General features: G+C 31.0%; 21 protein-coding genes. 5 read left to right on the forward strand and 16 right to left on the reverse strand.

What is annotated here, in order from left to right; genetic code table 11:
- Positions 1 to 24 precede the first annotated feature (24 nt).
- From ACFDSN_RS02395 to ACFDSN_RS02410, 4 genes are all read right to left on the reverse strand, one after another.
- Positions 25 to 432 carry a RidA family protein gene (locus ACFDSN_RS02395; protein ID WP_375238248.1) on the reverse strand — a complete coding sequence of 136 codons (408 nt, stop codon included), beginning with the start codon at positions 430 to 432 and terminating at the stop codon, positions 25 to 27.
- Between the two features lie 339 nt (positions 433 to 771).
- Positions 772 to 2,196, reverse strand: a complete 1,425-nt coding sequence (locus tag ACFDSN_RS02400; protein WP_375238228.1) for an FAD-dependent oxidoreductase — start codon at positions 2,194 to 2,196, stop codon at positions 772 to 774.
- A gap of 79 nt (positions 2,197 to 2,275) precedes the next feature.
- On the reverse strand, positions 2,276 to 3,541 hold the full coding sequence (kynU, locus tag ACFDSN_RS02405; protein WP_375238229.1) for a kynureninase: 1,266 nt from the start codon (positions 3,539 to 3,541) through the stop codon (positions 2,276 to 2,278).
- Positions 3,542 to 3,664: 123 nt separating this feature from the next.
- Positions 3,665 to 4,342: a hypothetical protein gene (locus tag ACFDSN_RS02410; protein ID WP_375238230.1), complete on the reverse strand. Its 678-nt coding sequence runs from the start codon at positions 4,340 to 4,342 to the stop codon at positions 3,665 to 3,667.
- Between the two features lie 78 nt (positions 4,343 to 4,420).
- On the opposite strand from ACFDSN_RS02410, the gene ACFDSN_RS02415 reads away from it, so the two are divergent.
- Positions 4,421 to 5,221, forward strand: a complete 801-nt coding sequence (locus ACFDSN_RS02415; RefSeq protein ID WP_375238231.1) for a class I SAM-dependent methyltransferase — start codon at positions 4,421 to 4,423, stop codon at positions 5,219 to 5,221.
- A gap of 85 nt (positions 5,222 to 5,306) precedes the next feature.
- Here the strand turns inward: ACFDSN_RS02415 and ACFDSN_RS02420 are convergent, their stop codons facing one another.
- The 8 genes from ACFDSN_RS02420 to ACFDSN_RS02455 form a co-directional block, all read right to left on the reverse strand.
- Positions 5,307 to 5,876 carry a ubiquitin-like protein gene (locus ACFDSN_RS02420; RefSeq protein WP_375238232.1) on the reverse strand — a complete coding sequence of 190 codons (570 nt, stop codon included), beginning with the start codon at positions 5,874 to 5,876 and terminating at the stop codon, positions 5,307 to 5,309.
- 204 nt (positions 5,877 to 6,080) lie between these two features.
- The gene (locus ACFDSN_RS02425; RefSeq protein WP_375238233.1) at positions 6,081 to 6,743 is read right to left on the reverse strand and encodes a hypothetical protein; all 663 of its coding nucleotides are present in this window, start codon (positions 6,741 to 6,743) and stop codon (positions 6,081 to 6,083) included.
- Positions 6,744 to 6,803: 60 nt separating this feature from the next.
- Positions 6,804 to 7,970, reverse strand: coding sequence for a tyrosine-type recombinase/integrase (locus tag ACFDSN_RS02430; RefSeq protein WP_375238234.1), 1,167 nt, complete (start codon positions 7,968 to 7,970; stop codon positions 6,804 to 6,806).
- 83 nt (positions 7,971 to 8,053) lie between these two features.
- Complete coding sequence (locus tag ACFDSN_RS02435) at positions 8,054 to 10,288, reverse strand: polyribonucleotide nucleotidyltransferase (protein WP_375238235.1); 2,235 nt, start codon at positions 10,286 to 10,288, stop codon at positions 8,054 to 8,056.
- Positions 10,289 to 10,471: 183 nt separating this feature from the next.
- Entirely contained in the window at positions 10,472 to 10,741 is a 270-nt protein-coding gene (rpsO, locus tag ACFDSN_RS02440) for a 30S ribosomal protein S15 (protein WP_375238236.1), read from the reverse strand.
- Between the two features lie 162 nt (positions 10,742 to 10,903).
- On the reverse strand, positions 10,904 to 11,761 hold the full coding sequence (gene accD, locus ACFDSN_RS02445; protein WP_375238237.1) for an acetyl-CoA carboxylase, carboxyltransferase subunit beta: 858 nt from the start codon (positions 11,759 to 11,761) through the stop codon (positions 10,904 to 10,906).
- Between the two features lie 49 nt (positions 11,762 to 11,810).
- Entirely contained in the window at positions 11,811 to 12,878 is a 1,068-nt protein-coding gene (gene fbaA, locus ACFDSN_RS02450) for a class II fructose-bisphosphate aldolase (protein WP_375238238.1), read from the reverse strand.
- Between the two features lie 79 nt (positions 12,879 to 12,957).
- Positions 12,958 to 15,426: a BamA/TamA family outer membrane protein gene (locus ACFDSN_RS02455; RefSeq protein WP_375238239.1), complete on the reverse strand. Its 2,469-nt coding sequence runs from the start codon at positions 15,424 to 15,426 to the stop codon at positions 12,958 to 12,960.
- A gap of 173 nt (positions 15,427 to 15,599) precedes the next feature.
- On the opposite strand from ACFDSN_RS02455, the gene ACFDSN_RS02460 reads away from it, so the two are divergent.
- Positions 15,600 to 16,328: a TrmH family RNA methyltransferase gene (locus ACFDSN_RS02460; RefSeq protein WP_375238240.1), complete on the forward strand. Its 729-nt coding sequence runs from the start codon at positions 15,600 to 15,602 to the stop codon at positions 16,326 to 16,328.
- Positions 16,329 to 16,330: 2 nt separating this feature from the next.
- Here the strand turns inward: ACFDSN_RS02460 and ACFDSN_RS02465 are convergent, their stop codons facing one another.
- Both ACFDSN_RS02465 and ubiE read right to left on the reverse strand, forming a co-directional pair.
- Entirely contained in the window at positions 16,331 to 17,053 is a 723-nt protein-coding gene (locus tag ACFDSN_RS02465) for a porin family protein (protein WP_375238241.1), read from the reverse strand.
- A gap of 4 nt (positions 17,054 to 17,057) precedes the next feature.
- Entirely contained in the window at positions 17,058 to 17,783 is a 726-nt protein-coding gene (gene ubiE / locus ACFDSN_RS02470) for a bifunctional demethylmenaquinone methyltransferase/2-methoxy-6-polyprenyl-1,4-benzoquinol methylase UbiE (protein WP_375238242.1), read from the reverse strand.
- Positions 17,784 to 17,937: 154 nt separating this feature from the next.
- On the opposite strand from ubiE, the gene trkA reads away from it, so the two are divergent.
- The 3 genes from trkA (at position 17,938) to ACFDSN_RS02485 (ending at position 21,182) form a co-directional block, all read left to right on the forward strand.
- Positions 17,938 to 19,287 carry a Trk system potassium transporter TrkA gene (gene trkA / locus ACFDSN_RS02475; RefSeq protein ID WP_375238243.1) on the forward strand — a complete coding sequence of 450 codons (1,350 nt, stop codon included), beginning with the start codon at positions 17,938 to 17,940 and terminating at the stop codon, positions 19,285 to 19,287.
- Between the two features lie 3 nt (positions 19,288 to 19,290).
- Entirely contained in the window at positions 19,291 to 20,796 is a 1,506-nt protein-coding gene (locus ACFDSN_RS02480) for a TrkH family potassium uptake protein (protein WP_375238244.1), read from the forward strand.
- Positions 20,797 to 20,912: 116 nt separating this feature from the next.
- Positions 20,913 to 21,182: a hypothetical protein gene (locus ACFDSN_RS02485; protein ID WP_375238245.1), complete on the forward strand. Its 270-nt coding sequence runs from the start codon at positions 20,913 to 20,915 to the stop codon at positions 21,180 to 21,182.
- A gap of 60 nt (positions 21,183 to 21,242) precedes the next feature.
- Here ACFDSN_RS02485 and ACFDSN_RS02490 read toward each other — a convergent pair whose 3' ends face one another.
- On the reverse strand, positions 21,243 to 22,436 hold the full coding sequence (locus tag ACFDSN_RS02490) for a pyridoxal phosphate-dependent aminotransferase (protein WP_375238246.1): 1,194 nt from the start codon (positions 22,434 to 22,436) through the stop codon (positions 21,243 to 21,245).
- A 9-nt stretch (positions 22,437 to 22,445) separates the two neighbouring features.
- The coding region (locus ACFDSN_RS02495) for a fatty acid desaturase family protein (protein WP_375238247.1) at positions 22,446 to 23,207 on the reverse strand (762 nt) is incomplete at its 5' end.

A 23,207-nucleotide genomic window follows, 5' to 3' on the forward strand; every position in this document is an offset into this window, starting at 1 on the left:
AAATTAACAAATTGCTAAATTATTTTAGCCTTGTTTTTTATAAGCTGTTACCTTAATCTCAATCACTAAATCTGGATGTGGTAATTGGTGTACTGCAACTGTGGTACGTGTTGGTCCAGATTCTTTTTCAAAAAATTCGCCATAGGCTTTATTGTAACCTGCAAAATCGTTCATGTTTACTAAAAAAGAAGATACATCTACAACGTCTTTTAATGTAGCACCAACTTTTGCTAAGTTGCGTTCTATGTTTTTAATCACTTCTTGGGTTTGTACATAGGCATCTAAACGCTTTGTACCCATTTCGTCAATAATTTCTACACCAGCTATTGTATTGTCTGGTCTTCTAGAACTTGTTCCTGATACAAATATAAAGTCGCCTACTTGTTTTACGTGTGGATATGCGCCTCTTGGTGTTACTATTTTGTTTTCCATAATTATTTCCTGCATAGGCAGGAATCTTATTTTAAGGTTTCTACTATTTTCTCTTTCTGTTCATTTTTCCTTGATGAAAAACGAACCAAAAAATCAAATCAAAATTAGGAAATCGCTAAAGCGACATTCATTCTCGGAATTTCGTGCTTGAAGCTACGCTTCGCATCTACATTCCTTCATTCATTATTTCTTAATTTTGATGGTTTAATATCTTATCCTGTTTTCTATATTCTTTATCTTATTTAGATTCTGCGTCGTAGCGCAGAATGACAAAATATTCAAATTTTAATTTATTACTAATTATTACATTTTCAAATTATCTAATTGATATGTTGAACATTAATGATGCATTGTTTTAGCAACCATGTCATCTTCTAAAATGTTATTGGTTTCCGCTATTACTTTGTCTAAAACTATTTTTAAAACTGCTTTGTCTTTAAAGTCAATATTTGTTGAGATATCGCCATCAGATAACATATTAAGAATGGCTTTGTCTTGAGCTCTTCCTCTAAGCATAGCTTCGCGATAACCAATGTTTTCGTTAAAAGTGACTAAGCTGTATTTTGATGAATAATTATTTGGAAACTCTTTTTCTAAAGCCATTTCTATTTTTCTCTTTTCTTGAAAAATAGCTTGACCAACGTGACTTTTCATTTCGTGAAAATTATCTATTGCTAAATCGGCAATAGCATCGGTATCTTTTTTGCGAGATTGGCTATAAGCTTTGAAAACGTCTTCCCAGTTGCCTTCATTTTTATCTAAAAAAGCATCAAATTCTACTACATCTTCAAAAGAAGCATTCATTCCTTGTCCGTAAAAAGGTACAATAGCGTGCGCCGAATCTCCCATTAATAAGGTGTTTCCTTTGTAGTTCCAAGGCGAGCATTTTACAGTTCCTAATGGTGCTGTTGGGTTTTCGAAAAAGTCTTCTACTAAATTAGGCATTAGCTCTAAAGCGTCTGGAAATTCTTTTTGGAAGAATTCGGTTACAATTTCTGGTGTTGTTAAATTATTAAAATTGTATTCGCCTTCTTCATAACTTAAAAATAGAGTTACTGTAAAACTACCATCTAAGTTAGGTAATGCAATAACCATAAAATCGCCTCTAGGCCAAATATGTAATGCGTTTTTATAGGTTTTATAATCCCCATTTTCTGCAGGTAGAATACATAACTCTTTATAACCGTGTGTTAAATATTCTTGCGAATAACTAAATAAGAACTTACGTTCTGTAACATAACTTTTACGTAATGCAGAACCTGCACCATCTGTTGCTATTATAGAATCTGAAGTTATTTTAGATTCGTCTTTAGTTAAATAGTCTTTGTAAATTGCTGTACTATTTTCAAAATCTACCGACTTACATTTTTTGTTGAAATGTATAGTTACATTATCTAATGCTTCAGCTTCATCTAAAAGTAAAGCGTTTAATCCGCCACGAGAAATAGAGTTAATATATTCGTACTCTCTACCGCTATAATTAGATAAAAAGGTATTACTTTCTCTATCGTGAATCATTCTTCCATTCATTGGAATACAAAGTTTTTCAACTTTATCTTCCAAGCCAACCATTTTAATGGCTTTGTTTCCTCTATCTGAAAACGCAAGGTTAATAGAACGACCCGCAGAAATATCTGTTTTACGTAAATCTGTACGCATTTCAAATACAGTAACATTATATCCGCGTTGTCCTAATCGCAAAGCGAGTAAACTTCCGCAAAGACCTGCGCCAATTATTTGTATGTTTTGATTTTTTACTTCCATATGTGTGTTTTCTGGTTGAGCGTAGTCGAAACCTTAATATTTTAGAATAACCTCTCGACTATGCTCGAGGAGACATTCATTATAATAAACCTTTCAATCGCTCCACCATATTATAAACATCTTCAAAAGAGTTATACAATGGTACTGGAGCACAACGTATAACATCTGGCTCACGCCAATCTGTAATTACACCTGCATTAGTTAATTTATCATGTAAACTTCTATCCGCATTTTTAACCTGAATAGATAATTGGCAGCCACGTTCTTCAGGATTACTTGGTGTTATTATTTTAATATCTGAATGATTTAATGCGTTAATTAAAAATTCAAAATAACCTGTTAACTCTTTAGATTTAGCAATCATATTTTTAAATCCAGCTTCTTTTACAACATCTAAAGATGCTCTAATTGCAGCCATAGATAAAATTGGAGGATTACTTAATTGCCAACCTTCTGCGCCTTCTAATTGGTCAAATTCATCTCGCATTCTAAAGCGTGTTTTTTTGTTATGACTCCACCAACCTGTAAAACGATTTAAGTCTTTTCGGTTGGCATGACGTTCATGAACAAATGCACCAGATAAACTTCCTGGTCCAGAATTTAAATATTTATAAGAACACCAAACTGCAAAATCTGCGCCTGAATTATGTAAGTCTAAATCTACATTTCCTGCGCCGTGAGCACAATCGAATCCTACAATACAACCGTTTTTATGTCCTAATTCTGTAATGCGTTTTAGATCGAAAAACTGACCTGTGTAGTAATTTACGCCACCAATCATAATTAAAGCAATTTCATCGCCTTGTTCTGCAAGAATGGTTTCTAAATCGTTGTAATTAGCCAATTCTTCGCCTTCTCTAGCTTTCCATAAAATTAAGCCTTCTTTATCATCGTAACCGTGATGACGTAATTGAGATTCTACCGCATATTTATCACTTGGAAAAGCATCAGCTTCAATTAGAATTTTATAACGTTTTGGTGTAGGCTGATAAAAACTAACCATCATTAAGTGTAAGTTAGCTGTAAGAGAATTCATTACAATAACTTCTTTTTCTTTTGCACCAACAACATTTGCCATAGTCTCTGTTAGAAACTCATGGTAATGCAACCAAGGATTTTTTCCTTCAGTATGACCTTCAACGCCTAAATTAGCCCAATCTTCTAACTCTTGATTGATATAGGATTTAGTGTTTTTTGGTTGAAGACCTAATGAGTTTCCGCAGAAATAAACTAAATCGTTTCCGTCTTTATCTTTTGGAATATGAAATTGATTTCTAAACGATGCTAAAACATCGTTTTGGTCTAATTCTTTTGCATAATCAAGACCAGTTTTATATTTAGACACGTAATTTTAGTTTTGGTTTCCTCAAAAATAAGAATTATTAATTTACCAATGAAGTGATACAAACAAAAGAAATATGCTTTTGTAATTTCTGAAATCCTTGCGAATTTTGCAAAAAGTAGAATTTTATTCGGTTGTAATTTTTAGATCTGTAAAATAAAGCGACCAATTTGGGGTTTCTTTTGTGCTTTTTGTAGGAAAAGAAATTCCTTTTATTGTTTTATACTCAGAAAAAACTGTAATCATACTCGGTTTTTCTTGGTTTGCTTGTCTAAAAATCCATTCTTTTATATGGTAATTTTTATCATAAAAAATATCATAAGCATCACCAGGCGTATAACCAAGTTCAGAATTATAGATTAATGTTATTTTATTTAGAGAATCTTTACTTATTGGCGCAATTTCTCTTTTAGGTTTAGAAATAGTTGTGCCTTTATCCCAAGCTAATTGAAAAGCTGGTAGCAACCAAAACTTATCGTTTATAAAGCTTTGATCAGCTCTAAGGCTTATACTATCTACATTTTTTCTAAAATACGAAATAGTGTCTTTTACTGTAATTGCAGTAACTTGATTAGTTTTTGGTTTCCAAATAAAAGATCTATCAAAATGACTTGAGTCTCTATCTACGTTAAATGTGAATTTGATTTCGGTAACGTTTTTCCAGTTTGATAAACCATGAGCTTCTGCTATTTTTTCCGCTATAGTTAACTTTGTGTTTGAAGTTTTTGGAGTGTCTTTTTTAATGTCATTTTTACAAGAAAATAACGAAAGTGAAAGTCCAATTATTAAAATATATGTTTTCATAAAAAATTAATTTATTTCAAAGTTATAAAACAGAAGTCTAAAAGTTGTCTTATTTTGCTCTAATAAAATATTAAAACAATGTCTGATAATTCTAAATATTTCGCTGCTAATAAGGCAACTTGGAACGATAAAGTTAAAGTACACGCAGAAAGCGATATGTATAATATGCAGACTTTTAAAGATGGAAATACCTCTTTAAAGTCTTATGAAATTGATGCTTTGGGTGATGTAAATGGAAAATCTTTATTGCATTTGCAATGTCATTTTGGACAAGATACGTTAAGTTGGAGTAGAGCAGGAGCAAAATGTACAGGCGTAGATTTAAGCAATGAAGGTATTAAATTAGCCCAATCTTTAAATTCTGAATTAAATTTAGATGCGGAATTTATGTGTTGCAATGTTTTAGATACTGCAAAGCACGTAAAAGAGACTTTCGATATTGTTTTTACAAGTTATGGTGTTATTGGTTGGTTGCCCGATTTAAAACCTTGGGGACAAATGATAGCTGATAAATTAAAGAAAGATGGAACGTTTTATATGGCGGAGTTTCATCCTATAGTTTGGATGTTTGATTACTTAGAAGGAAAGCCTATTATGAAATACGGCTATATGCAAGACGAAGCTATTTACGAAGAATATGAAGGTACTTACGCCAACCAATCTTCTAAAATGATTAGTAAAGAGTATGGTTGGAATCATGGTTTAAGCGAAGTAATTAATGCATTAACTGAAGCAGGATTACATATAGAGTATTTAAAAGAACACGACGCTTCTCCTTATAATGTATTGCCAGATTTGGTTGAAAATAAAGATGGTTTTTATGAAACTAAAGATAAATTATATCCATTAATTTTTGAATTGAAAGCAGTTAAGATGTAGTGTTTAATTTTAATGCTTTTTTATAAGTTATATCCCGTTGTTGCCATTAGTTTTTTTATCAAATCTTTTTTTTTAATTATTTAGACTATTCTTTAATTATTTTTTTTGTTATTATTATTCCGTTTTCGTTCTTAATTTTAATAAGGTATAGTCCTGAGTTTCCTTCAAAACTTAGCGCAATTTTATTTGTGTTGTAATATTTATTTTCAATCATAGTCTGCCCAGTTATGCTTAGAATCTTAACGTGAAGTTCTTGAAAGATTTGTTCGGTAGAAATTGTAACCTGTCCAATGCTTGGATTTGGTAATATTGATAAACTGTCATCAAAATTAACTTGTTCAATACTTAAAGTATCATTATAACGTAAATAAATAGTTGATTCATTCAGTATATTATATTCAGCAATAGTTCTCGATTCTTCTAGTAAAGAACCGGTAAAAGATAAAAGATCAAATGTGTTTGGGTCAATACCTTCGTTTATTTGAATTTTTTGTTTTAAAACTAATATTGTATCTGAATAAAGTGCATCAATAGAAGAAGTGTATTGTGAGCCATTACCATCAGGAATTCTAACATAAATTAAAAGACCAGATGCTTGAGCATTAATACCATTAGAAAAAAAGAAAAGGATGCAAATAAGTATAATTTTTTTCATAGTATTATATTGTTTTAAGTATGTTATTTTTTGTTAATTAAGGCATAGACATACCTTATTTTTTTAAAAATTATTGGCAACGTGTTCGTGTATGGCTAGTTGCGTTGGTAAGAACTAAGTTAGCAAAAGAAAACGAACCAGAGGAAAATCCGTAGGATTTTCCGAGTACACACAAAATGAGCAATTTGCTATACACGTTGTTGGCTAACGTTTTTTAATCAGCTTAATGTCATTATGAATTCCATATTCAATTGGACTTGAGTTGGTAGTTCTATCAATTACCATTGTACTGTCAGTCAGATTTTTTATTCTCCACATGGTTTCAATTTTCGTAGAAGAATGAGTTAAATTTATTTCAATGTATTCGTAAGATGAGTTCACGTTTAATTTAGATTCAATTTGTTCATCCTTTTTATGAAAAGTTATTCCTGTTTTTTCAATCGAGTAGAAGGGAAGAGAATCTAATTCCGTTTGAGTTGGATTTTCCTCAATCCATTTTCCATAGAGCCCATTTAGTTTCCAAGTTGGTTTTCTTTCTTTTAGTTTAAATGTGTCTTTATACATTCTACCAATTAGTAAAAAATCAAATAATTCATTTTTGCTTTGACTGATGTAACACAATTCATTATTCAATAAAATAAATGCAGTGTCTTTCTCTTTAATTATCTCATACGAACCTTTACTAATATTGAATTGATATGATACAAAAGTAGAATCCTTGAATTCAAAATCTAATGGATAGTTTTCATTATTCATTACGTTGAAAGTTTTTCCCTTCAACTCATTTTTAAAATCAATTATCTTTTCCTTTTTCTGACAGCTAATGATTATTAAAATCAGAATGAAGAATATTGAGGTTTTGTTCATTTTCAAATGTTTGCCAACGTGTTATATAGTAACTTTTATCATTGATATCCCGTAAATAACTCAGGATATGGTAAGATTCTCATCACTGTTATCTCGTAAAGATAATTTTTTTATTGCATTATCCAATGGGCTAATTATTTGTTGTAAATCTTTTCTGGTAACATGTGTGTAAATCATTGTTGTTTCTGGTCTGCTGTGTCCTAAAAGCTCTTGTATGTGTCTTATATCTGTTCCTTGTTCTAGCATATGTGTAGCATAGCTATGTCTAAGTGTGTGCGGTGTAACAATTTTTGTTATACCAGCTGTTTTAGTGATTTTTCTTAAAAAAGAACGAATTGACTCAGGGCTGTACTTACCTCCTTTAGGATTTTCAATAAAGTACACTTTTGGTTTGTAAGCAATGTGATAATTTTTTAATAACGGGAACAGGCTTTCAGCTATAGTGGTATATCTGTCTTTGCGACCTTTACCATTTTTAATATGTAATTGTTTTCTTGAAAAATCAAAATCTTTAAGTTCTAAATCTATCAATTCACCTATTCTTAAACCAGAACCATACAACATAGCAATGATAATTCTATGTTTTAAGTTTTTTGCATGTTTTAATAAGGAGAAAACCTCTTCAATACTTAAAACAATTGGTAATTTTTTGTCTTTTTTAGGCATATAAATTTTTTCTATATTTATTGCGCATGCAGGATAGAAATAAGCAAAGTGTTTAAACCCACTAACCATTTGTCTATGTGTACTAATAGCGTAGTTAAGCGTCTTAACAGTCCATTCAATATAATGCCTTACATCATTTTCATTAAGGCTGTTAACTGGTTTGTTCTCTGTAAAACGTAGGAATTCCAATATAAATCCGCTGTATGAAGCAATTGAGCTAGTACTTAATCTTTTGCCTTTTAGGAATTCTATAAAATGACGATAGACTAGTGTTTTTTCTTGATTTAAAGGTTTAAGTTCAAATGTAGTCCTATTACTTAATCTTGGAACAGTATCTTTTTTGTAATTATCTAAAAGAACTATTCCCTCTTTTTTTATGTATTTTTTAAAATTTTCTAATCTAACTTCATCATAATAAAAATAAAATGTTCTGTGTGTTTTTGTCCAATAGACTCCTTTAAACTTTTTTATGTATTCTTTAGTTTCAAAACAGTAAGGAAATTTAATTGCGATGCAACTTTTTTTGTTATGAATAAATTGCTCTAAAGTTATAGTGTTCATAGTATTATGAATTAACTATTAAAGATATAAAAAAAAGCCCAACAATTTTGTTGAGCTTTTTAATATCATAAAACTAATAAGAATTAATCTTCTTTTTTAGGTCTTGGTTTTCTATCGTCTCTACGGTTATCGCGTCCACGATTATCTCTTCCTCCAGAACGTTTGTCGTCTCTTGGTGGTCTTTCAACAAAACCTTCAGGCTTTGGTAAAATTGCTTTACGAGATACTTTTTCTTTACGAGTTCTTGGGTCTAAACCAAAGTATTTTACATCGAAAACATCACCCATATTAACAACGTCAGAAACATTTTCTGTACGTTCCCAAGCTAATTCAGATACGTGTAATAAAACTTCATTTCCTGGTGCATCCATATACTCAACAACAGCTCCAAAATCTAACATTTTGATAACTTTAACTTCGTACACAGATCCTTTTTCAGGTTTGAATAAAATAGCATCAATTTTTGCCATAACAGCATCAATTCCAGTGCTACCAACCCCTAAGATTTCAACAATACCTTCTTCAGTAACAGGATCTTCGTTAATAACTATAGTTGTTTCTGTTTCTTTTTGCATTTCTTGAATCACTTTCCCTCCAGGTCCAATTAAAGCACCAATAAATTCGTTTGGCACTCTACGAGTAACCATTGTAGGAGCGTGATCTTTAACGCTTTCTGCAGGAGCATCAATTGTGTCAGTTAATTTACCTAAGATATGTAAACGACCGTCACGAGCTTGTTTTAGTGCATTTACTAAAATCTCATAACTTAAACCTTTTACTTTAATATCCATTTGGCAAGCAGTAATACCTTCAGAAGTACCAGTTACTTTAAAGTCCATATCTCCTAAGTGATCTTCATCACCTAAAATATCAGATAATACAGCATATTTACCAGTTTCAGCATCAGAAATTAATCCCATTGCAATACCAGAAACAGGTCTTGTCATTTTAACACCAGCATCCATTAAAGCCATTGTTCCAGCACATACTGTTGCCATAGAAGACGAACCGTTAGATTCTAATACTTCTGAAACGACACGTACTGTGTAAGGGCAATCTGCAGGAATCATTCCTTTTAAACCACGTTGTGCTAAGTTACCGTGACCAACTTCTCTACGAGATGTTCCTCTTAACGGTCTAGCTTCACCTGTACAAAAAGGAGGGAAGTTGTAATGTAAATAGAAATTCTCCTCACCTTCGTAAGATGGCATATCTATTTTGTTTGCGTCTCTAGATGTTCCTAAAGTTACTGTAGCTAATGCTTGAGTTTCACCACGAGTAAATACTGAAGATCCGTGTGTAGAAGGTAGGTAATCCACTTCACACCAAATTGGTCTAATTTCATCAGTTTTACGACCATCTAAACGTAAGCCTTCATCTAATGTTAAGTTTCTAATAGCTGACTTTTCTGCTTTAGCATAATATTTTGAGACTAAATCTCCATAATCTGCTAATTCTTCTTCAGTAAAAGTAGCTTTGATTTCTTCTTTAATTTCAGAAAATGCAGCGCTACGTTCTTTTTTAGAAGACCCATTTTTAGCAATTGCATATACCTTATCGTAAGCTAAGTCGTTTATTTTTTTAGCTAAATCAGCATCTTCTCTTTCTGGAGCATACTCACGTGTTTCTTTTTTACCAAAAGCTTCTGCTAATTTTACTTGAGCAGCACATTGTACTTTAATAGCTTCGTGAGCAAATTTAATTGCATCTGCCATTTCTTCTTCAGAAATTTCATCCATTTCACCTTCAACCATCATTACGGAATCAGCTGAAGCTCCAATCATCATATCGATATCAGATTCTGCCAATTGTGCTCTAGTTGGGTTGATAACAAATTCACCGTTTACACGAGCTACTCTTGCTTCAGAAATAGGACATTCAAAAGGGAAATCAGATAATTGTATAGCAGCAGAAGCAGCTAATCCAGCCATAGCATCTGGCATAACATTTTCGTCATGAGACATTAACTGAATCATTACTTGTGTTTCTGCGTGATAATCTTTTGGGAATAATGGACGTAAAACTCTATCTACTAAACGCATAGTTAGAACTTCTCCATCACTTGGTCTTGCTTCTCTTTTAAAGAAACCTCCTGGATAACGTCCTGCAGCTGCAAATTTTTCACGATAATCTACTGTTAAAGGTAGGAAATCTACATCGCTTTGTTTGTAATTTGACACTACTGTACATAGCATCATACATTTTCCAGATTGTACAACAACAGATCCATGTGCCTGTTTTGCTAACTTTCCAGTTTCGATAGAAATTTCTCTTCCATCTCCAAGGTCTATAACCTCTTTAAATACTTTTGGAATCATAAAAGTGTTTTTAATTTTAATTAAACAATGGTCGTTGTGTTGTTGTATGTAGTTGTTGTTTGTCTTAGTTAGAGACGATGACCAATGAAAAACTATAATATAGCTTCTTTTTTACGATTTTTTCACTCTTTCGTTTGAGTTGTATTAATAAAAAAAAGAGGCATAAAGCCTCTTTTAGTAATCTTATTTTCTTAAACCTAATTCTTTAACAATTGCACGATATCTTAAGATATCTTTCTTAGTTAAATAGTCAAGTAACGATCTACGTTTACCTACTAACATAACTAAAGAACGCTCAGTGTTATAATCTTTATGGTTTTTCTTTAAGTGTTTTGTTAAATGCTCAATTCTTTGTGTGAAAATTGCAATTTGCCCTTCTGCAGAACCTGTGTCTGTTGCCGATTTTCCGTGCTTAGCGAAAAGTTTAGCTTTTTCTTCTTTAGTTAAATACATTCTAATATTATTGTAAATGATTGTTATGTAATTGAAAGTTTTTCTTTCAAGCTGCAAATATACAGCTTTTTATTTAATTAACTTGTATTGTAGAGGTATAAAAAAGAAGCTCATTCATAACTAAATTTGAATGAGCTTCTTATAATGAAAAGAATTTATTACTTATGCTCGAATTGGAGAATTAGTAATTAAGTCTATATATTGATTTACTTTATTTTTAAGTTCTTGACGAACCATAATAAAGTCTAAAAAGCCATGCTCTAGTAAAAATTCTGAGGTTTGGAAACCTTCTGGTAATTCTTGACCTGTAGTATCTCTAACAACTCTTGGTCCAGCAAATCCAATTAAAGCACCAGGTTCTGCTATATTAATATCACCTAACATGGCAAAAGAAGCTGTTGTTCCTCCTGTTGTTGGATCTGTACATAAAGAAATGTAAGGAATTTGTGCATCAGCTAATTGTGCCAGTTTAGCAGATGTTTTTGCTAATTGCATTAGAGATATTGCAGCTTCCATCATTCTTGCTCCTCCAGATTTTGAAATAATCATAAAAGGAATGTTGTTTTCTAGAGAGTAATTTGCAGCTCTAGCTATTTTCTCTCCAACCACAGATCCCATAGATCCTCCAATAAATGTAAAATCCATTGCTGCTACAACTAAATCTTTACCTTTAGACTTACCTACAGCTGTTCTTACGGCATCTTTAAGGTTGGTTTTTTCTTTAGCAGCTTTTAAACGATCCGGGTATTTTTTAGTATCCTCAAACTTTAATGGATCTTTAGATGTTAGATTTGTATTTAATTCTTTAAATTTATTATCGTCAAATAAAATTTCGAAGTATTCTTTACTTCCAATTCTAACATGGTAGCCGTCTTCTGGGCTTACATAAAAGTTTTTTGCAAGCTCTTCTGTATCTACAATTTTACCTGTAGGTGATTTGTACCAAAGTCCTTTTGGTGTATCTTTCTTTTGTTCTGTTGATGTTTGAATTCCTTTGTCTTTTCTTTTAAACCAAGCCATAGTTTCAATTTTATTGTTAACGCTTTTTAGTATAGCTAAATATACGTTTTTATAGTGTGTTTATATTATTTAGGTCTGCGAAAGCTTTTTCCAAACGAGTTACAAATGTTTGCTCACCTTTACGTAACCATACGCGAGGATCATAATGCTTTTTATTAGGAACGTCTGGTCCTTCTGGATTGCCAATTTGTGTTTTTACGTAATCTGCTTTTTCTACAAAGTAGTCTCTTACACCTGTAGTAAATGCAAACTGCATATCTGTATCAATATTCATTTTAATAACACCATAACCAATAGATTCCCTAATTTCTTCTACAGTAGAACCAGATCCACCGTGAAATACAAAATCAATATGGTTATGAGGTACATTAAATTTTTTAGAAATAAACTCTTGAGAGTTCTTTAGTATTTTTGGCGTTAACTTAACATTTCCAGGTTTGTAAACACCATGAACATTTCCAAAAGCTGCAGCAATTGTAAATTGGTCGCTTACTTTACTTAATTCTTCATAAGCATAAGCTACTTCTTCTGGTTGTGTGTAAAGTTTTGATTCATCTACATCGCTATTGTCTACACCATCTTCTTCTCCACCAGTAATACCTAATTCTATTTCAAGTGTCATACCTATTTTAGACATGCGTTCTAGGTAGGTTTTACAAATTGAAATATTTTCTTCAATAGGTTCTTCACTTAAATCAATCATATGAGAGCTGTAAAGTGATTTGCCTGTTTCTTTATAAAATTGTTCACTAGCATCTAATAAACCATCAATCCAAGGTAATAACTTTTTAGCTGCATGGTCAGTATGTAAAATTACTGGGACACCATAAAGTTCTGACATTATGTGGATGTGTTTTGCGCCAGCGACACAGCCTGCTATAGCGGCTTTTTGATTTTCGTTATTTAGCCCTTTTCCTGCATTAAAAAGTCCTCCGCCATTTGAAAATTGAATAATTACTGGTGCATTTAGTTTAGCAGCGGTTTCTAATACTCCATTAATTGAACTTGATCCTGTAACGTTTACAGCTGGTAAAGCAAAGCCTTTTTCTTTTGCTAATTTAAAAATAGCTTGAACTTCTTTACCTGTAGCAACTCCTGGTTTTATGTTGTGTGACATTTTAAGTTTAGTTTAACTGAGTTCTAATTTTAAGTGCCAAATGTAGTGATTTTTTGATACATATTTTTGGCATTTTTTTTTAAAATGGATAGTTTATTCCAATATTATATACAGCTTTAGAGAAATTATAATCATTAAACCATCTGTTTTTATTTTGATATGAAGGATCATATGTTTTAAAACCTATATCTAGTCTTAAAATAAAGAAATCAAAATCGTAACGAAAACCAAAACCAGAACCAATTGCAATATCTTTTAAAGAGCTGAAACTATTAAAAGTAGCCTCTTCTTGGGCTACATCATCTAATACGTTCCATATATTTCCTGCATCCAAAAATAAAGCACCGTTTAAAGCGCCAAAAATATTGAAGCGCTGCTCTGCGCTTAGTGTTAATTTTAAGTTAGCTTCGTTAAACTCATTATTTGAATTTAAACTCCCAGGGCCTAAGTTATAGGCAGTCCAAGCTCTGTTGTCGTTTGCTCCACCAGCAAAAAAACTCTTAGAAAATGGTATACTAGATGCATTTCCAAAAGGAATAGCTATTCCAAAAAAGCTTCTAATAGCTATGGTGTTTTTGTTTCCAAAACTCCAATATTTTATATAGTCTATTTCTGTTTTTACGTATTGAGAAAACCCTACTTTAAATAATTCGTAATTGTTGTTTTCGTTTTTTTTAAGGTTTAAAGGTTTTGCTAATAATGAAGCTAAATTTCCTGCAGTTTCTAACTTAAATCTAAAGATTGAAAAAGCATTGTCTGATATTGATTCTCTTTTATCTTTAACATAATTAAAGTTAGATGCAATAATTAGATTGTCTTCTGTTAAACGTTCTTTTCTTTCGTCAATGGCATTAATAGTTAAAAAGTCTTCATTGTTTACTGCATAACTATTAGAGGTTACATCTGCTAAAAATTGGTTTGCTTCTGAAGGTATTTCTAGATTAGTTCCAGCTGAAACATAACCATTGCTTTGTGCTAAACTGTTAAGTGTATTAAAAGAGTTTTGATATACATTAAAGTAGTTAGAAGTATTTAGATTTTTTACATATTGAATATTAAAAACATCTAACCTATTAGTAACATTGTTATTAGGATACCATGTGTAATTAAAAACACCACTAAAAGTTTGTTTGTCTAAACCAACATTAGTTTGACTTGTTGTTGCTAAAGTTATTTTTGTTGCTGGGAACATACTTTTTGGTATAATTCTCTCAGTATTAAAAGGGAATAGAAAACGCGGTATATTTAATTTTAAATTAACCCCAAGTTCATTAATATCAAAAAAATCATCTCTATTATTGGCTGCATCTTTTGAGGCTCCAATTGAAGTAAATCCAGAAAGTTCTAACGTTTCTGCTCCTCTAAATAAATTTCTTACTTTTAAGCTTGGTATTAAAGAAAAACCAATGGTTTGAATATTACTTTGGGTTATTTCTGTACTAAAACCAAGACTCCACTTTTTGTATGGATTAAGATAAATGTTTGTAGTCAATGTAGTATCAATATTTTCTATATACTCTATTCTTGGGTATTTAAAAGTTTTTAAATCACTTATTTTTCTTGATGTTAATGGTCTGTTTTTATCTTTGAAAATAGTATTTGGCGTAATAAAAACCGAATTGGTAAGTGCTTTAGGCTTGTATTTTAATTTACCTTGACTGTATATTTTATATCCATTAAAACTAGTAGTGTCAGTATAAGATTGGTTTCTGGATTCGAAAGAACTGTTTGTGTAAATGTTAACGTCTTTTATTTTATAGATTTTAAAAGGTTCTGTAATAGTAGAATCTCCACTTCTTTTAGATCTATTTGTAATTTTCATATCTACGTTGGTATGGTTGTTTATACCAAAAGTATCCATAGCAAATAGAAAATAATCTTGCGAGAAATGAAATACACCATTGTTTCTCATTAAATCTGTAATTCGTTTTTTTTCATTTAAGATATTAGCTGTTCGGTATTGTTGACCTTTTTTTAAAAAAGATTTAGATTTGTGAAGTTGATAAATAGAATCAACAGCAGCTGTTTTAATATCAGAATTTAAAGAGTCTAGAATATAAGGTTTTCCAGTAGTTATTTTATAAGTTGTTTTTGCACGTTGATTACTGTCTTTTTTTGTATCGTAATCTAGAGTAACATTAAACCAGCCATTATTCCAGTAATAACTTCTTAAAAGTTTTAAGGATTTTTCAGACAATGAATCGTTTACTATTACCGGTGCTTCACCCATTTTTTTTAACCAAGCATTAAAACCACGTTTTGATTCTGCTAATTTATCGACTTGCTTTCTAGATAAAAATTTTGTTTTACGTTCTAGTTTTTTAGGGTTTTCATATATTTTTGAATTGATTAAAGAATCAATATTTGGTCTTGCTAAGTTGTAAATAAAAAGTCTTAAAGGTGTTTTTAAGAGTTTTTTATTTGGTTTTTGATAAATTAAGTTAGTTAAAGTTTCATTTTTGACTAAAGTGTCGTTAACTAAAATACTATTTTTAGTTAATAGATGTTTATTCTTGCCTACACGCTTAAGTGAGTTGCAGGAACTCAATAAAAAAACAGTACAAATTAATATGCAAAATGAAGGTTTTAACGCCAAAAGATTTAATTTTGAATATGAAATAGAATCAAAAATACATTAATTATTTTGCTTGACACTTTTTTTAAATAAGAAGCTTTTATTTAACTAAATATTTTTCTTTTCTTTAACAAAAAAATAGACAAATGCTAACTAAAAACGACATTAAACTTATAGCGCGCTTAAAGCAAAAAAAGTATCGTATTCAAGAAGGTTTGTTTGTTGTAGAAGGGATTAAAACTATAAAAGAATTTATAGAATCGTCTTTTAAATTACATCAAATATATACTACAGAGACATTTGGTTTATCTACAAGTTTAGAAACTATAATTTCAGAAACTGAATTAAATAAAATTAGTTTTTTTACAAACCCTAACACAGCTTTAGCGCTCTTTAAACTGCCAGACGTAATTGAAAACAAAGAAGCCTCTGGACTAATTGTAGTGTTAGATACTATAAACGATCCCGGAAATTTAGGAACAATAATTAGATTGTGTGATTGGTTTGGGGTTTCTAAGTTGGTTTGTAGTAAAGATACTGTAGATTGTTATAATCCAAAAGTAGTACAATCTACAATGGGGTCTTTAACTCGTGTTAAGATTGCTTATGTTGATTTAGAATGTTATTTAGAGACTACAAAATTGCCAATTTACGGGACATTTATGAATGGGGAAAATGTATATAAAACTAATAAATTACCTCAAAATAGTATTTTAGTTATGGGAAATGAGGCTAATGGAATATCTTCTAATATAGAGGCTTTAGTATCCAAAAGATTAGCTATTCCAAGATTTGGTAATATACAAGAAACAGAAAGTTTAAATGTCGCTACGGCTACAGCGATTATTTTAAGTGAATTTAAACGCTATGTTTAAAATTATTGAATTACAAAATTTATAAAAATGCCTCGTGTTTGCATTTGTTCTATGTTTCCTGTCCAAGGACTATTTACATCTTTGTCTCTAACAACTTCATCATTTAAAGCAAAAACGCCTTTTATAGTAGGAGAAAACTTAAACCACTGAAAATAAAAATCTATACCAAGACCTAATTCATAAAAAGACATATTAGATTTTGTTCTAAATGTACCATTACTATTATCATCTGGGTTTTTTTCGTTACTAGATAGGTTTATAGCTGCAGCAACACCAATTTGTACAAAAGGTCTTAGGTTATTAACTCTAGTTGTAGAGAATTTAAGACTTAAAGGTAAATAAACATAAGTTGCTTTAAGTTCTCTATCTAAATCAGATGGTTTCCTGTCGTCAAAAGGAATACTAGAAAAATAACTTTCGTCAAATAATAAGACTCTGTTTGTAATGACTAATCCTGGCTCTGTGCGTAAATCTATATGCTCCGTAATTCGTAAATTACCTAGTAAACCTACATTAAATCCTCCAGATTTTGCAGTTGTAATATCTTTAGCAAGCGTTTTGTAATCAAATTTAAAATCCAAACTATTGTAGCCTAAATAATAACCCCAACTCAATAGTTTTTTGTCCACATTAACTTTATGCTGAATTTTCTCTTTTGAAAACATCTGAGCATTTGCTATTTGGCAAACTAAAAATAGACTTAATAAGATGGTGATTTTCTTCATAAAATTACTTTGATGCTTTATAAATGGTAGCAACTCCAAAAGTTTGAGGTATATCTGTAACATTTATAAACCCAACTTTTTGTAAAATATTGTTTAAAGCTTCTCCATAAGGGAAAACATTTGCAGAATCACTTAAATAAGTATATGCTGTTTTGTCTTTAGAAAAAAGTTTTCCTATTGTAGGAAGAATTACTTTAGAATGAAATGCGTAACCTTGTTTAAAAGGGAATTTTGTTGGTACAGAAGTTTCTAAAATAACAAACGTTCCATTTGGTTTTAAAACTCTTAAAATATCTGCTAACCCTTTTTCTAAATTTTCAAAATTTCTAACGCCAAAAGCTACAGTTATTGCATCAAAGGTGTTGTTGTCAAACGGTAAGTTTTCAGAATCACCAATAATCATATCTATTTTAGTGTCTAATTTTTTTGCGTTAATTTTTTTCTTACCAACCTCTAACATACCAGGACTAATATCTAATCCTATTATTTTTTCGGCATCAGTTTCAGCCAAACTAATAGCTAAATCACCAGTTCCAGTAGCAATGTCTAAAATGTTTTTTGGATTGCTTGCTTTTACAATCGCAACAACTCTGTTTCGCCATTTAATATCAATTCCAAAAGAAATTACACGATTTAGATTGTCATATTCACCAGAGATAGTGTCAAACATTTTTGTAACCTGTTCTTTCTTACTTGAATTGCTGTCTTTGTATGGAGTAACTTTAGCCAAAACTTTTTTTTACAAAATTAATGGTTTTTTAATAATTAGTTGTCTCATTTGTGTATTATTATAGTGTTGTTAATTCTATTTTAATGATTTTTTTGAAATACTAAAGCACAAAAAAAGTCGTATCTTTGCGCTCTTACTTTTAGTTATATACACTATGAAAATAATAATTGCTGGTGCTGGTGAGGTAGGATTTCATTTAGCGAAATTATTATCTTACGAATCTCAAGAAATTACGTTAATAGATACGAATAGAGAAAGTTTGTCTTATGCAGACAATCATTTAGATATTAAAGTTCTAAAAGGCGATGCTACATCTATTGCTATTTTAAAAGACGCACGTGTTGATAATTGTGATTTAGTTATTGGTGTTACAGCCTCCGAAACTACTAATATTACGGTTTGCGCTATAGCTAAGCAATTAGGTGCAAAACGTACTATTGCACGTATTACAAATACAGAATTTATAACACATAAAGATGAGGTTGGTTTTACCCGCTTTGGAATTGATGAATTAATTTCTCCTGAGAGTTTAGCTGCTTCAGAAATAGAACTATTATTGAATCAATCTGCGTTTAAAGACAGTTACGAGTTTGAAGATGGCGCACTAACTATGGTAAGTTTAAGTTTGTCTAGAACAGCTTCTTTTGTTGGTAAATCGGTTCGAGAAGCTGCAGAACAGTTTTCGGAATTTCATTTTGTTCCCATTGCAATTCAGCGTTTTGGGACACAATACACCATAATTCCTCGCGGAGATACAGAATTTAGAGATGGCGACAATGTTGTTTTTATAACTTGTGAAGGTGGAGGAGAAGAGCTGTGTAAAATGACAGGAAAAACTAATGAGCCAGTTAAAGATGTCATGATTCTTGGAGGAAGTAAAATTGGTTATAAAACTTCAAGAGATTTAAGTAATCATAACTTTAACGTTAAGCTTATAGAGAAAAATAAAGAAGTAGCATTTGATTTGGCAGATCAGCTTGATAAAGCTCTAGTTATTAATGGAGACGGAAGAAATGTCGAACTTTTAGAGGAAGAAAATGTAAACGATATGGATGCGTTTATTGCAGTTACAGGTAATTCCGAAACAAATATAATGTCTTGTTTAGTCGCAAAATCTAAAGGTGTTAAAAAAACAATAGCTCTAGTCGAGAATATGGATTATTTCGAGTTGTCGCAATCTATAGGAATTGATACTTTAATTAATAAAAAGCTTTTAGCGGCAAATAATATTTTTAGATATATTAGAAAAGGTGAAGTTGTAGCAATGACTAAACTGAATAATATGAATGCTGAGCTTTTAGAGTTTAAAGTAAAGCCAACTTCTAAAGTCTGCGATAGATTAATTAAAGATATCGATTTCCCTCGTTCCGCAATTATTGGTGGTGTTATTAGAAATGGAAAAGGATTTATTGCTTTAGGCGATTTTAAAATACAAGAAGGCGATTTTATGGTAGTGTGTTGTTTGCCAAAGTCTATTAAATCTGTTGAAAAACTATTTCTGTAATTTATGAGAAAGTTTATAAAACTTAATTATAAAATTATATTCTATTTCTTAGGATTATTACTCCTTTTTAATGGCGGTTTTATGTTATTATCTGCATTAGTTAGTTTTATTTATTCGGATGGAGTTACTTTGCAGTTGTGTCTTTCTGGGTTAATCTCTATTGCTATTGGAGGACTTTTTATGCTTTTTACTAGAAATCACAAAAAAGTTTTAAATAAACGTGAAGGTTATATTGTTGTAACTTTTGGATGGATTGCAATGACACTTTCAGGAACATTACCTTATTTAATAACAGAAAGTATTCCAAATTTTACAAATGCCTTTTTTGAGACTATGTCTGGTTACACTACAACTGGAGCATCTATTTTAAACGATATTGAAGCAGTTCCATATGGTGTTTTATTTTGGAGAAGTTTAACACATTGGATTGGTGGAATGGGAATTATAGTTTTAGCAGTAGCTATTTTACCTTTGTTAGGAATTGGAGGAATGCAGCTATTTGCCGCAGAAGCGCCAGGGCCAAGTGCAGATAAGTTACATCCAAGAATTACAGATACAGCAAAGCGTTTGTGGTTAATTTATTTTGGATATACTGCTGCAGAAACATTATTGTTGAAATTAGCAGGAATGAGCTTTTTTGACGCCATTAATCACGCCATGTGTACGTTGTCTACTGGTGGGTTTTCTACTAAAAACGCAAGTGTAGCGTTTTGGAATGATAATCCACTAATACAGTATATTATTATCTTTTTTATGTTTTTGGCAGGAACTAATTTTGTATTAAGTTATTATATGTTTAAAGGTAAATTCTCCAATATTATTAAAGATGATGAATTTAAATTATACACTAAATTTATTTTAGCATTCACATTAATAGCTTCAGTTTTAATTTATTTTAGAGCAGATGTTTCTTTGTCTACAATAAATCATCCAATGGTTTTTGGCGAGGTTGAAAGTGCTTTTAGACACGGATTATTTCAAGTTATTTCTGTAATAACAACAACCGGTTTTGTAACGGCAGATTTTACAATGTGGACTCCATTTTTGGTTGTTTTCTTTTTTGGGCTAATGTTCCTTGGAGGTTCTGCAGGTAGTACATCTGGAGGAATTAAAGTTGTAAGACATTTAATTACTATTAAGAATGGTTTTTTAGAGTTTAAAAGAGCTTTACATCCAAATGCAATTTTACCAGTTCGTTATAATAAGCGATCAGTTTCTGGAGATATTGTTTTTAATATACTTGGCTTTTTTGTTCTCTATTTTATCTCTTTTATAATAGGTTCTTTGGGGTTTTCTATGATGCAGTTAGATTTTGAATCTTCTATTGGAATTGCAGCATCAAGTTTAGGAAATGTAGGTCCTGCTTTAGGTGATTTTAGCCCAGTAAATAATTATGCAGCATTGCCACCAATAGGAAAATGGTGGTCTGCTTTTTTAATGTTTATTGGTCGTTTAGAGTTGTTTACAGTTCTTGTTATTATGACGCCTTTTTTCTGGAGAAATAGATAAGAGTCAATTATTTTATTTTTCTTGAGTTTTTTAGTTAGTGAAATAGTTTAATTGACACAATTGTAACATTTTCATAAAATTAGCTACTCATATTATATAATCAAACAAATATAATTATGGGAGGAGAAGGAGCAATGATGGCGGCAAACCAATCGTTAAAAGCAAATAGAAGTCAGTTAAGCAAAAAGAAGCGTGGTTTTGGCGGGTTAGCTCATAATCAAAGTGGAAAAAAAACGGAATATAACTTTCCTAAAGCAACAAAAGAAGATATTAAAAAACTTCGTAATAAGCTAAAGAAAGAACATATTGAAAGACGTGTAAAACAGATTGTTTTATTAACTGTAATTATGATAATTCTAATTTCTGTTTTTATATATTTTGCATAAAAAAAAACGAGCAAAACTAATAAGTATGCTCGTTTAATAAAATTATTTAGGTCCTTAAAATTAACTTAAAGCAGTTTTAATTCTTTTTATAGCTTCAATAATTTGGTCTTGACTAGCTGCATAAGAAATACGCATACAATTTGGATTACCAAAAGCATCACCAGAAACAGTTGCAACTAAAGCTTCTTCTAATAAATACATAGAAAAATCGGTAGCATTTTGTATTGTTTTTCCTTTAAATGTTTTTCCAAAGAAAGCTGATACATCTGGAAACACATAAAAAGCACCTTGAGGTATATTGGTCTTAAATCCTTCAATATCATTTAGAAGATTTAAAATTAAATCTCGTCTAATTTTAAATTCATCTATCATATACTTCACTTTACTTGGCGAAGCGTTTAAAGCGGTTATTACAGCTCTTTGGGCAATACAGTTTGTTCCACTTGTTATTTGACCTTGCATTTTGTTACACGCACGTGCAATCCAATCTGGAGCACCAATGTAACCAACACGCCAACCAGTCATAGCAAATGCTTTAGAAACGCCATTTACAGTTATAGTGTTATTAAACATACCATCTATTCCTGCCATACTTGCATGTGCAACTCCAGTATAATTAATGTGTTCGTAAATCTCATCAGAAACTACATAAATATTTGGATGCTTTTTTAATACTACAGCTAAAGCTTCTAATTCTTTTTTTGTGTAAGAAGATCCACTTGGATTACAAGGCGAACTAAACCAAACCATTTTAGTTTTTGGTGTAATAGCTGCTTCTAATTGCGAAGGAGTCATTTTAAAATCTGTTTCTATAGAAGTTTTAACCTCTACAGGAACTCCTTCAGCTAACTTTACAATATCAGAATAACTTACCCAATATGGACAAGGCAGAATAACTTCATCACCTTTGTTTAACATAACTAGCGCCACATTTGCTAAAGATTGTTTAGCTCCAGTAGAAACTACAATTTGCGGTAAAGTAAATTCTAAGTTGTTATCGCGTTTAAATTTAGTAATAACAGCTTGTTTTAAATCGACATAACCATCTACTGGTGTATATCCGTTGTAGTTTTCGTTAATAGCATTAACAGCTGCTTCTTTAATAAAATCTGGTGTATTAAAATCTGGTTCTCCAAGACTTAAACCAATAATGTCTTTGCCTTCTTCTCTTAGTTCTCTAGCTTTTGCAGCCATAGCTAATGTGGCAGAAGTTGCCATATTTAAAATACGTTCAGATAACGGATTTGAATTCATAAGTGTAAATTAAGCTTGTTGTAAAGCAGGATTTATTCCCATTTGTCTTAAGTGGTTAAAATGAGCAATAATAGCTTTACGTGTGGTTTTATATTCGTTGTATGGTAAGTTGAATTCTTGTGCGGTTCTTTTTACTATTTCGCCAATTTTATTGTAATGTACGTGGCTAATATTTGGAAATATATGATGTTCTACTTGATGATTTAATCCTCCTGTATACCAGTTTATAATTTTGCTTTTTGCTCCAAAATTAACTGTAGTTTTTAATTGATGAATTGCCCAAGTGTTTTTCATTTTGCCATCTTCTTCTGGTAAAGGCATTTCTGCTTCTTCCATAACATGAGCTAACTGAAAAACAACACTTAAAATAAGTCCAGCTACATAATGCATAATAAAGAAACCTAATAAAACACTCCACCAAGACAAGCTAGTAAATGCAATAGGAATTACAATCCAAATGGCAACGTATAATATTTTAGAAATCACTAATTTACTCCAGTTAACAAATGGATTAGGGAATTTTCCGTAAGATAGTTTTCGTTTCATATAACGACTCATTTGTTGGAAGTCTGTTGTAATTGCCCAATTTATAGTTAATAAACCATAAAGCAATACAGAATAATAATGCTGAAATTTATGGTGTTTTTGCCATTCAGAATGTTTAGAGAAACGTAAAATACGTCCAGCTTCTAAATCTTCGTCGTGTCCATGAATATTAGTGTAAGTATGGTGTAATACGTTATGTTGTACTTGCCAGTTGTAAACATTACC

The organism is Aurantibacter sp., from assembly GCF_042094015.1.
In the GTDB taxonomy this organism is placed as follows: domain Bacteria; phylum Bacteroidota; class Bacteroidia; order Flavobacteriales; family Flavobacteriaceae; genus Aurantibacter.